The organism is Roseivirga thermotolerans (genome assembly GCF_014653175.1).
Classification (GTDB): Bacteria; Bacteroidota; Bacteroidia; order Cytophagales; family Cyclobacteriaceae; genus Roseivirga; species Roseivirga thermotolerans.
The window spans coordinates 443,222-455,377 of record NZ_BNAG01000001.1; the positions used below are offsets into that span (position 1 = coordinate 443,222).

10 protein-coding genes are annotated in these 12,156 nt (G+C 43.5%); 5 read left to right on the forward strand and 5 right to left on the reverse strand.

Translation table 11 applies throughout. The features are described from left to right. The first annotated feature begins 50 nt into the window (after positions 1-50). The 3 genes from IE164_RS02010 to IE164_RS02020 all read left to right on the forward strand — a co-directional run bounded on the left by IE164_RS02010 (position 51) and on the right by IE164_RS02020 (position 3,497). The gene (locus IE164_RS02010; protein WP_189628511.1) at positions 51-557 is read left to right on the forward strand and encodes a RidA family protein; all 507 of its coding nucleotides are present in this window, start codon (positions 51-53) and stop codon (positions 555-557) included. Positions 558-631: 74 nt separating this feature from the next. Continuing rightward, complete coding sequence (locus IE164_RS02015) at positions 632-1,684, forward strand: hypothetical protein (protein ID WP_189628512.1); 1,053 nt, start codon at positions 632-634, stop codon at positions 1,682-1,684. A gap of 10 nt (positions 1,685-1,694) precedes the next feature. Next, a complete protein-coding gene (locus tag IE164_RS02020) occupies positions 1,695-3,497 on the forward strand; it encodes a M61 family metallopeptidase (protein ID WP_189628513.1) in 1,803 nt (600 codons plus the stop codon). Positions 3,498-3,753: 256 nt separating this feature from the next. On the opposite strand, the gene clpB is transcribed toward IE164_RS02020, so the two are convergent. Continuing rightward, entirely contained in the window at positions 3,754-6,369 is a 2,616-nt protein-coding gene (gene clpB / locus IE164_RS02025) for an ATP-dependent chaperone ClpB (protein WP_189628514.1), read from the reverse strand. A 153-nt stretch (positions 6,370-6,522) separates the two neighbouring features. On the opposite strand from clpB, the gene IE164_RS02030 reads away from it, so the two are divergent. Further along, entirely contained in the window at positions 6,523-6,945 is a 423-nt protein-coding gene (locus tag IE164_RS02030; RefSeq protein ID WP_189628515.1) for an acyl-CoA thioesterase, read from the forward strand. A 17-nt stretch (positions 6,946-6,962) separates the two neighbouring features. Further along, on the forward strand, positions 6,963-8,009 hold the full coding sequence (gene rlmN, locus IE164_RS02035) for a dual-specificity RNA methyltransferase RlmN (RefSeq protein ID WP_189628516.1): 1,047 nt from the start codon (positions 6,963-6,965) through the stop codon (positions 8,007-8,009). 119 nt (positions 8,010-8,128) lie between these two features. On the opposite strand, the gene IE164_RS02040 is transcribed toward rlmN, so the two are convergent. Genes IE164_RS02040 through IE164_RS02055 form a run of 4 tightly spaced genes read right to left on the reverse strand, consistent with a single transcriptional unit; the run spans position 8,129 to position 12,095 of the window. Next, positions 8,129-9,037, reverse strand: coding sequence for a rhomboid family intramembrane serine protease (locus IE164_RS02040; protein ID WP_189628517.1), 909 nt, complete (start codon positions 9,035-9,037; stop codon positions 8,129-8,131). Between the two features lies 1 nt (position 9,038). Then, complete coding sequence (locus IE164_RS02045; protein ID WP_189628518.1) at positions 9,039-9,875, reverse strand: rhomboid family intramembrane serine protease; 837 nt, start codon at positions 9,873-9,875, stop codon at positions 9,039-9,041. Positions 9,876-9,880: 5 nt separating this feature from the next. After that, positions 9,881-11,725, reverse strand: coding sequence for a DNA mismatch repair endonuclease MutL (mutL, locus tag IE164_RS02050; protein WP_189628519.1), 1,845 nt, complete (start codon positions 11,723-11,725; stop codon positions 9,881-9,883). Between the two features lie 13 nt (positions 11,726-11,738). After that, positions 11,739-12,095: a hypothetical protein gene (locus IE164_RS02055; protein ID WP_189628520.1), complete on the reverse strand. Its 357-nt coding sequence runs from the start codon at positions 12,093-12,095 to the stop codon at positions 11,739-11,741. Positions 12,096-12,156 lie beyond the last annotated feature (61 nt).

Below are 12,156 nucleotides of genomic sequence, written 5' to 3' on the forward strand. Positions count from 1 at the left end.
TTACCAAGCAGAAATTGCTGGCTTGTCTTTGTATATTGGTAAAAAAACTCATGAGGCTTAAAATCCTATTTCCACTCATTCTCAGCTTTGTTCTACCAGGCTGCTCTTCTCCACAACAGCAAACGTTATCTACTTCGGTCGAACGTTTTGAGCGCGAAGGATCTTCTATCTTAAAAGGTGTGAAAGTACCGGCAGGAGCCGATATGTATTTTGCCAGCGGTATTGTGGCCAACCCAAAAGATGCCAGCCTACCCAATGGCGATCCCAACAGGTTTGGCGACACCTACGAGCAAAGTGTGAGTGCTTTAAAGCGAATTGAAGCATATTTAGGCGAAGAGGGCCTAAGTCTGAAAGACGTGGTTGCTATGAAAGTTTATGTAGCACCCGATCCGCAGAATGACCATAAACCAGACTTTGACGGTTGGTTTAAGGCTTATGCCGAATTCTTCAACAATGAGACCAACCCCAACAAAGTGGCTCGGTCGACCATTGGGGTATATACTTTGGTGAACCCGGATATGTTGATTGAAATTGAGGTGAGGGCGGTTTATCATTAAGCAATTTGAAATATATGTTGAAAAGGACTCTTCTTTATATTCTACTCATAATAAGCTATTCTGGACATTCCTTAATGTCTCAAGATTTCACAAAAATAGATTGGATATATCTCCCTGAACCCACCGATGACATATCCTTTCCAGTTACTCTGAAGTTCAAAAATGATAGTCTCCATCTCTACAATTTCGGTTCAGATAGAGTATTCAGCATAGGTTGCCAAAGCCATTTTACTCAGTGTGTAGTTGAAACAGACTCTCTTCAAATCACCAATACCAAGGAAGAGCTTTTCATCCAATCGAAAGCTCTTAATTACAAGTTCAAACCCTTAGAAACCATCAAAAAACAGGTTGTTAGTGAGCCAAGCATAACAATGGATAATCTGATTAATCAATCATTCACTTATGGTACAGAAAGATTACAAATTGTCTTTATGGACTCTCTATTCGACCAAGGTATAGTAGGAGCTGAATACCGGAATTATGTAAAAAGCTACGTACTTTTTACCAAGAATGGTCATGGACTTACCTTTTATGATGACGGCATTTGGGCTATACATGAAAGATCTGGAATTAAAATACTAGTCCTTCAAGGAATGATGTTTCCAGTAGACTGGTACATACTAAAGACAATAAACTCGAATGGAATGAGCCTTTTGAAATCCAAAGATTCAACGGAAATCAATTTCAGCAAAACTGCTAATTCTCCTAATATTGATTTAAACAAAATATTAGATTCTGAATGGGTCATTTCATCTTTCGAAGAATATAAAAAAGAATTTCACACAATTTCCTATTCTTTTCAAGACCCTAACTCTCCTATTCCCATATCTCATTCTGACCTTATAGGGGCAAAAATTCAGCTAGAGTTTAAAAGGAATGGCAAATACTCAGTAACTCGACAACAGGAGTTACTCGATTATGGGGACTGGCTGACTGTTCCCGGAAACTCCAACTTGATTCAAATTATATCCAGAAATGACTCTCAAGTTGGAGGCATTCAATATTGTCGATTCATAAACATTAAGCACTCAAGCCAAGAAGAACTACAAATTTATACCGAATTGGGAATTCAAGTAAAGGATAACATTAAGCATATTCCAATGTTGCTTACCTTCAAAAAGAAATAAATAACTCAATATGAAAAAACTACTGCTTACCACTTTTCTAATTTCCTGCTTCACCAACTTCCTGTTGTCTCAGACCTACAACTTGTACGAAATTTCTTTTGACAACCGGGTTCATCATGAAGCCAGAATAAAGGCCAAATTTTTAAAGCTGGAGAATAAGGTTCTGGAAGTACGTATGAGCCGCAGCTCTCCCGGGCGTTATGCGGTGCATGAGTTTGCCAAGAACGTCTATTCCGTAAGGGCCACAGACAGTAAAGGCAATGAACTACCGGTAACAAGACCCAATCCGCACCAATGGAATGTATCGGGTCATGATGGTACAGTAGTTTTTGAATACACCCTTTATGCCAACCGGGCAGGTGGTACCTACTCAGGCATTGATGAAACTCATGCTCATCTAAACATTCCGGCTACGTTTGTTTGGGCAAGAAATATTCGCCATCGTCCGGTCCGGGTAAAATTCAATCTGCCCGAAGGTTCTAACTGGAAGGTAGCGACCCAAATGAAGGATCTGGGCAATAATACCTTTGAAGCAAAGGATACATATTACTTTATGGACAGCCCTGTAGAAGCTGCAGATCTTCATATGCGTGAGCGCAAAATAGATGGTCAAAACATCAGGTTAGCTTTGCACACTACTGCTACTGCTCAAGAAGTAGATGCTTATTTTGAAGAAGTAATGAAGATAGTGGAGCAACAAAAAGCTGTATTCGGTGAGCTTCCGCGGTTCGATTACGGTGAATATACTTTCCTTTCTTGCTATGTTCCCAATGCCAGTGGCGATGGCATGGAACACCGAAACTCCACCTTTGTAGTGAGTAGCAAACCCCACGATCGCCCATTGGGCAACACCTCTATGGGAACTATGTCTCACGAGTTTTTTCATGCCTGGAATGTGGAGCGCATTCGCCCTGCCTCGCTAGAGCCCTTTGATTTTGAAGATGCCAACATGAGTGGCGAACTTTGGTTTGCTGAGGGTTTCACCAGCTATTACACCAACCTTTTCCGAGCCCGGTCGGGCAACATGAGTGCCGAAGACTATGTAAACGGACTGGGAGGCGCGGTCAACTATGTGATGAATGCTCCGGGTAGAAAGTATTTTAACCCTATTGAAATGAGTTATAGAGCTCCTTTTGTGGATGCCGCTTCTTCTATAGACCCAGACAATAATGCCAATATTTTTATTTCATATTACACCTATGGTTCTGTACTTGGCTTGGCCTTAGACATGATGCTAAGAACCCAAGACAATGGCAAATCGCTCGATGGCTACATGAGGCATGTGTGGCAAACTCATGGTAAAACAGAGATAGGTTATAGCGTGCGAGACCTGGAAGCACGCCTGGAGGAATATGCTGGAGAGGCATTTGCTAAAAGCTTTTTTGCCCAATACATCTTTAAAAGCGAAATGCCGGACTACGCTGGTCTCTTCCATAGAATGGGAGTTATTTTCGAAGACCCCAACCCGAACAGCCCAACGCTTGGTGCCTTCGTACGAGTGAACAATGGTGTTGGTCGTATGGTACAAAATGCCATAGTAGGTAGCCCAATGTACGAGGCCGGTATTGAGAGCGAGGATGAGATAATTAGTATTGATGGCAAGCCTCTGGCCGATTTTAAAGGACGAAATATTGACGAACTAATTGGAGACAGAAAGCCGGGAGATGTGGTAGAGGTAGAAATAGACCGATGGGGTAAGCGAATGACAAAAAAAGTGACACTTGCCGCAGATAAAAACTTGCGCACCCGATGGGATAATAATGCCGATGCCGCTGCTCAAAAAAGAAGAGATGAGTGGTTAAAGGCTAAATAGTACAGAGTATTGGATACAAAGTACCCGGGACAAAGGCTCTGGAGTAATTCAGAGCTTTTTTTGTTATTCAATAATCTCCGCAGAAAATAAAAAAGCCGTCTGACCGCTTGGAGCGGCCGGACGGCTTCATTTAACTTCCATTGCAGAAGTAACGGGTCATTATGATGTTGTTCATGCTGAGCGAAGCCAAAGCATCAGCCAAGAATACCACCTGGCCGATCCCTCGGTTACACTCAGGATAGAAAAAGAGCGGACCCTAAAGCTCCTCCACCTTCTCAATATTTACAAACTCAATTTCCTTATCGGGGTTGAGTTCAACACTCACTACCGAATCTTTGGTAATCTTGCCGGCCAATATCTGCTTACTCAGCTCATTCAACACTTTTCGCTGAATCACTCGTTTCAATGGCCTGGCACCAAACTGTGGATCCCAACCGAGTTCTCCCAGATAATCAAGTACTTCATCAGTCGCCTCAATTTCAACTCCATTTTCATGTAACTGTTTTTGAATGAGTCCGAACTGGATTCTAACAATCTGACGGATATTGTCTTTGTTCAGTGGCATAAACATAATGGTCTCATCGATCCTATTGAGGAACTCCGGTCTCACTGATTTCTTCAGTAAGTCAAACACCTGAAGCTTGGTTTCATCGATAATGTCCAGCACATTCTCTTCATTAATCCTTTCAAAGTTTTCCTGAATAAGACCTGAACCAATATTGGTAGTCATAATGATGATGGTATTCTTAAAGTTCGCCACACGGCCTTTGTTATCCGTCAATCTTCCATCATCTAGCACCTGCAACAGAATATTGAAAGCGTCCGGGTGAGCTTTTTCAATCTCATCGAGCAGAATGACAGAGTATGGCTTTCTGCGCACGGCCTCTGTGAGCTGACCACCTTCATCGTAGCCTACATAGCCCGGAGGTGCTCCAATCAATCGCGATACGGCATGGCGCTCCTGATACTCTGACATATCGATTCGCACCATATTGTTCTCATCGTTGAACAGGTATTCCGCCAGTGCTTTGGCCAGCTCCGTTTTACCAACCCCTGTTGTGCCGAGAAATATAAAGGAACCAATCGGGCGTTTAGGGTCTTGCAATCCGGCACGGCTTCTTCGCACTGCATCAGACAGAGCGGCAATCGCCTCTTTCTGACCGGCTACTCTTTTGCCCAGTTCTTCCTCCAGGTGCAGTAATTTATCGCGCTCAGATTGAAGCATCTTAGAAACCGGAATGCCAGTCCACTTGGCAACTACTTCCGCAATATCTTCAGAATCTACCTCCTCTTTGAGCAGAGATTTTTCACCCTGCATTTCTTTCATCTTTTGTTTATACTCCTCGAGCTTTCGTTCGGCCTCAGTAATTTTACCATAGCGTATTTCGGCTACTCTGCCAAAGTCTCCTTCACGTTCGGCTTTCTCAGCTTCAGACTTATACCTGTCTATATTCTCCTTTTCGGCCCTAATGCCAACAATCACTTCTTTCTCATTCTCCCACTTGGCCTTGAGGCTATCGCGCTTTTCTGAAAGTTCGGCTATCTCTTTCGAGAGCACAGATTCTTTGTCTTTATTCTTCTCTCTGCGAATAGCCTCCCGCTCAATTTCCAACTGCATAATCTTGCGGTTCAGTTCATCCAGTTCTTCAGGAAGCGAGTCAATCTCAATTCTCAGTTTAGAGGCGGCCTCGTCCATCAGGTCAATGGCCTTGTCCGGAAGAAATCGGTCTGAAATATATCTGCTGGAAAGTTCCACCGCAGCGATCACCGCATCGTCCTGAATTCTCACCCCATGGTGAACCTCATATTTCTCTTTAATGCCTCGCAAGATAGAAATGGCGTCTTCCTGGTTGGGTTCATCTACAATTACCGACTGGAACCTTCGCTCAAGAGCCTTGTCTTTTTCGATATATTTCTGGTACTCTTTGAGTGTTGTGGCCCCAATAGCATGGAGTTCTCCCCTGGCCAAGGCGGGTTTTAACAAGTTGGCGGCATCCATGGCCCCTTCACCACCGCCTCCGGCACCAATCAAAGTATGAATCTCATCGATAAAAAGAATAATCTCTCCATCAGAATCCTGCACTTCCTTGATCACCGCTTTGAGCCTTTCTTCAAACTCTCCTTTATACTTGGCTCCTGCCACCAACAAACCCATATCCAGAGAAATCAGGGTTTTGCTTTTCAGATTTTCAGGCACGTCACCATCTACTATGCGCTGAGCCATACCTTCTACAATGGCGGTTTTACCAACTCCGGGTTCGCCCAGTAAAATAGGGTTGTTTTTGGTGCGTCTGGAAAGAATCTGCAGCACTCTTCTTATTTCCTCATCGCGGCCAATCACCGGATCGATTTTTCCGGAACGCGCCAATTCGTTCAAATTCTTAGAATACCTATTGAGTGACTGATATTTGGCTTCGGCATTAGGGTCTGTTACCGAATTGCCACCCCTCAGCTCTTTAATAGCCGCAACCAAGTGCTTTTCTGCAAAACCAAGCTCCTTGAGTAGAATACCTACTTTTTCCTTCCCTTTGAGCAGGCCAAGCATAATGTGCTCAATAGCTACAAACTCATCGCCAAACTCCTTCAAATGATCCAGAGCCTTAGTCAAAGCAGCGTGGGCATCGTTCGATAAGTAAGGCTGTTGACCACTCACTTTCGGGTAGCTATTAATTATCTCCTCAAGCCGAGCATCCAACTGCCCCTTGTTTACGCCTAACTTCTTTAATAAGAATGATACTACATTCTCATCGGTTAGCAGTATGGCCTTCAGAAGATGGCCTGGCTCAATGGCCTGCTGTTGATTTCCGCTGGCTATCTCTGCTGCCTTCTGAATGGCTTCCTGCGATTTGATTGTATATTTCTTAAAATCCATTGTTCTATTTTTTTCTCCTCCATGAGCATCTATGCTCGTGGGCACTGCATCAAATGATAATCCAAGCCAATAAATCGGAAATTATGACCGAAAAAATGGCCCCAAAGGCTCTAATTCGGCCATATTGTCTTAGATTCGCAGCAAAATAGTATTATGGCCCGAGTTAAAATTGAGCTACCCGACCGCTTCATTTTCAAGACCTCTATTCTGGTAAGAATTTCTGATATAAACTATGGTGGCCATTTGGGCAACGACAGAATATTGGCCATGATGCAAGAGGCTCGCTATCAATTCTTCAACTCTTTGGGTTATAAAGACGAGAAAAGTATTGAAGGCATGGGCACTATTCAGGCCGATGCGGCTGTGGTCTATAAAGGAGAGGCCTTTCATGGCGACCAAATAGACATCCAATTGGCTATTGACAACATTACAAGAAAGAGTTTTGATGTGTACTACCACCTTTGGTGTGGTGAGAAAGAAATTGCGCGAGCAAAAACAGGTATTGTAATGTTCGACTATGACCAGGGTAAGGTGTGTAATATACCCGAGGGCTTTCTGGCTAAGATTCAAAACTAGAGTGCTACCTTTGTAGCATGCAAACTCCCGCTAAGAAGCAAGACATACGCAAACTAAGCCTGGAAGAAATTCAAGACTTCTTTGTTTCTATTGGCGAAAAACCATTTCGTGCCAAGCAGGTATATGAATGGCTTTGGAAGAAATCGGCCAAAGATTTTGACCAAATGACCAACATTTCGCTTTCTATCCGGGAGCTACTCAAGGAGCGGTTCGAAATAAAGCATATTAAGGTAGATCAGATGCAGCGCAGTGCTGACGGCACCATTAAAAATGCTGTAAAACTGCACGATGATCTGATTGTTGAATCGGTACTTATTCCTACAGAAACCAGAATTACCGCCTGCATCTCTTCTCAGGTAGGCTGCAGTCTCGACTGTAACTTCTGTGCCACGGCCAGGCTAAAGAGAATGCGCAACCTGAGTGCCGATGAGATATACGACCAGGTGGTGGCCATTAAAGAAGAAGGAGAGCTGTACTTCGACCGTCCCCTGACCAACATTGTGTATATGGGCATGGGCGAGCCCCTGCTCAACTATAAAAATGTGCTGGAATCTATAGAAAAGATTACCTCTCCGGAGGGTCTGGGCATGTCTCCAAGAAGAATTACGCTTTCTACAGTTGGCATTCCAAAAATGATCAAGCAGTTGGCCGATGATGAAGTACGGTTTAACCTGGCGGTTTCATTGCACTCGGCCATTGATGAAACTCGTACCCGAATGATGCCTATTAATGAAAAAAGCAATTTGGCCGAGCTGGCTGAATCGCTTCAATACTGGTACAGCAAAACCAAGCGCAAAGTAACCTTTGAGTATGTGGTTTGGAAAAACATTAATGATGACGAAAAGCATGCCCGCGCTTTGGCAAAGTACTGCGGCAAAGTGGCTTCTAAGGTAAACATCATTGAGTATAACCCGATCGATGATGGAGAGTTTCAACAAGCAGACCCGGCCAGCCTGGACATGTACAAACGGATTTTGGAAGAGAAGGGAATCGTTGTAAATGTGCGCAGAAGCCGTGGAAAAGACATTGATGCGGCCTGTGGACAATTGGCAAATAAGAGTTAGAAGCAGGAAAGCCTGAAGCTCTACCTGGGAGGATGGTCTTTAGAAATTAGATAAACCAACGGTCAACCTATATCAGAACAAGACAAAGACTTCGATACCCGTTAGCCGATAACTATTAACTAGTCTTTGCTGGCATTAAAAAGCTTCTGTTTCTCTTCTTTGGTTAGAGCATCGTAGCCTTTTTCAGAGATTTTATCCAGAATAGCATCTATTTCTTCCTGTGCACTTTTAGACTTAGCCTTCTTCTCTGATTTACCCGAGGTTTTAGAGCTTGTACTTCGTCTGGTGTTTTTGTAGCTCACCTTAATTTTTGGCTGCGGTTTGAAGAGACTCTTCACCCATACCATAAAACTCACAATTGGCCTGCTCCAGTCATTGCCTCTTTGTAACTGCCTAACGCTTATATAACCTACCAGTGCGCCCCCTAAGTGAGCTATTTCTCCCCCTGCATTCGAACCGGTGCTTTGTATAAATGAAAGTAGAACTATTGCTGCCGCAATGTATTTTAGGCGAACGGGCCCGAGAAGTAACAAATGAACAGTATAGTCGGGGTAAAATGTGGCCGCACCAACCACTATTGCAATAACTCCTGCAGAAGCTCCCAGTAGATAGGAGCTGTCTACCACACTCTCAAAATATGGAAGAAAATTATAGGCGACTAGGTACAGAACACCTCCGCCAATACCGCCCCAAACATATAGACCTAGTAATTTATTCTGACCTATGTACTCACTTATGATTCTACCGAACCAGTACATACACAGCATATTCCAAAGAATGTGAAAAAACTGTTTGTGGAAGAAAAAGTAAGTAATTATGGTCCAGGGTTGTCTCCACAATTCATCGGTATTGGAGGGTAACATAAGGTGGTTCGATATTGCAAAGTAAGCTGATCGCTCTCCGACCAAGGTGAGCAATACCCCAAGCACCCCTACACCCACAAAAATCACCACATTAATGATGATAATCTGGTTAAGAATATTGCCCGACCTGAAGGCTATCTTAAAATCGTCTAAAATGCTATTCATGTTAGTAGAAATCTCTCCTCTGCTTTTTCCAATACCTCACCATAAAGAAGGCAATCAGTGCTCCTCCGATATGGGCCAAGTGAGCCACGTTGTCGCCCGGAGCCCGCTGTAACTCTGCAAAAACTTCGTAAAGAATATAGACAGTGACCAAATACTTGGCCTTGATGGGAAACGGTATAAACAATAAGAAAAGTTCGGTATTAGGAAAGAATAGGGCAAATGCAGCCAAAATTCCGAAAACCGCACCCGAGGCGCCTACCATACTATAGGTGCCAAACATTCGATAGATATCATATGCGTATTTCTTGGATTGCGCAATGATTTCATAGTTGTTTGGATTTCTCTCATAACTATCAGCATGGTTATAAAGCATTGACTTTGATTTTTCTGATAACCCATCTGCATGCTCACTAATAAAAATCACAAAGCCCCCGGGGCTTGGATTGGCAATGTATGATTCATAGTCACGCTCTAAGCCCCGAACTTCCCAGTAGTTAACCCCAGTATAAAATAGGCCTGCCCCTACTCCGGCAACCATATATAAAATCAAGAATTTCTTCTGCCCTAGAAACTGCTCAAGTAGTGGCCCAAAGATGAAAAGGGCAAACATGTTTCCGAAAATATGCCATAAATAAAGCCCTTTACCTGGAACGATTACTTGATGAAAAAACATGTAAGTCACAAATTGAAAGGGTTTGAAGGCTGGATCCCCAATATAATAGAGCCCAAACAAGTCGTTGAGAGAGATTCCCTTTCTAAGGAAGAAATAGCTTATGAAAAATAAGCCTATATTAATAATCAGTAAATTCTTTACCAGGGGTGTAAGTCTTCCAAACATAAGTTCTAGTTAAAAAACTGGTCTATCTTATCTAATTCCAGAATGAACGTTGTCTTTCTGCCATCGGGAGAATAATTAGGGCTTTTGCAGGCAAAAAGCTGGTCTATTATAGAGCTCATCTCTTCGGCACTGAGAGTACTACCTACCTTAATAGATGAACGCTTAGCAATAGCCCGGGCTATATTCTCATCATTTGATATACTCAATTCCGACTGGTTTAGTTTAAACTGCTCTATAAAGCCTTCGAACAACGCCTTTTCATTCACCGATTTTAAATCGGCCGGAACTCCATTTATTACTATGGAGTGGTCTCCAAAGTCGGCAAATTCAAAGCCAATCGCATTCAACTCTGCCTGAATGTCATGTACCAAGGCAAAGTCGGCCGCATTGAGCTTAAGGGTTTGCGGAAAAAGCGCCTGTTGTGACGCCCCGTTTCTTCTGGATATGTGATCTAAAAACTTTTCGTATAAAATGCGCTCATGGGCGGGTTGTTGGGCTATGAGCATAAGCCCCGATTTCACCTGAGTGGCAATATACTTTTTATGTATCTGAAAATAAGACTTCTCCGGTTTAGCCACAGGCGTACGCTCCGAAATCGAGTTGGCCGCACTGCCCAGAGTTATCGTACTTTGAGTCTCCGGGTGTATTTCCATTTGGCGGTTACTCTCCTCCTGTTGAGAAATTTCCGTTTTCAAACCTTCATAGAGCTTTTCCCAATGGCTGGCATTGGTCTTGCGCTCAAAGGTTTTGAACTGTGCATAGTCCCTCTCAGCGGCCTTCCCACTTTGTTCAGGAGGAGAATTTTGGGGCCGGAAGCTTGCAAAATTCACATCGTGTGAGAAGTCAATAGCCGGGGCAATGTTGTGGGTTCCCAACGCTTGCTTAACTGCCGCCCTCACCACAGCATAGACGGTGCGCTCATCGTCAAACTTAATTTCTGTTTTGGTAGGGTGTACATTGATATCGATATGCCTGGGGTCTATTTCAATAAATAGCGTATAAAATGGAAAGCTACCTTCGGACAATAACTGCTCAAAGGCTGTCATTACGGCATGGTTGAGATAGTTGCTTTTAATAAAGCGGTTATTAACAAAGAAGAACTGCTCTCCTCTTGTTTTCCTGGCAAATTCGGGTTTGCCCACATAGCCATGTACTCTCAGTAAGTCGGTGGTCTCCTCACAAGCAGCCATTTGGTCTTGATATTTTTTGCCGAATATGCCCACCACCCTTTTACTAAGCTTTCCTGCCGGCAGTTTATACACCTCCATATCGTTCTGATACAACGACATGGCCACCTCGGGGTTGGCCAAGGCTACCCGCTGAAACTCATCGACAATATGCCGCATTTCGACCGCATTCGACTTGAGAAAATTTCTACGGGCCGGCACATTAAAAAAGAGGTTTTTCACGCAGGTAGAAGTACCCACAGGCGTAGAAACCGGTTCCTGTTTTTTGATTTCAGAGGCTTCTATCTGTATGAGGGTACCCAATTCATCTTCTTGTCTTCTGGTTTTGAGCTCTACCTGACCCACGGCAGCTATCGATGCCATAGCCTCTCCCCTAAAACCCATGGTTTTAATAGCAAAAAGATCTTCGGTAGAGCGGATTTTTGAGGTAGCATGACGTTCAAAACACATGCGTGCATCAATGTGCGACATACCCACACCATTGTCTACTACCTGAATGAGCGCTTTTCCTGATTCCTTTATGATGAGCTTAATATCTGTTGCCTTGGCATCAATGGCATTCTCCAACAGTTCCTTCACTACAGAAGCAGGTCGCTGAACAACCTCTCCGGCAGCTATCTGATTGGCTATGTTATCAGGAAGTAATTTAATTATGTCGGACATCTATCGCAGGGCGTTATCGCTTAAAACGCCTCCAAAGATAGAACGGAATGGTTAGTAAGACCAGATAAAAGATTTCTATACCCACATAAACGTAGCCGGCAATCATCATCACCAATATTACCATTATGAGCAGACGGAGCATTACCGTTTGGTCTACACCACTGCCGGTGGCATGCTTCATGTTTTTTCGAAAAGAACCTTCTATTTTCGATTTATAGCCCGGGTCTATGGTTTCAGTATCGCTCAAACCCATCTCCGCTTTTATGCGGGCGGTACGGTTCTCGATGTCCTCTTTAATAGGATCGTAGTAACGCGGTTCGATGTGAAACCTCTGATATCTGGCTTTTTTGAAGAGTCCTGGTAAGTTCATTATAATCAATACTGCCCCCTCAGCGTTCTGTTAATACGTAAAAATATAGTTTATTTGTTCT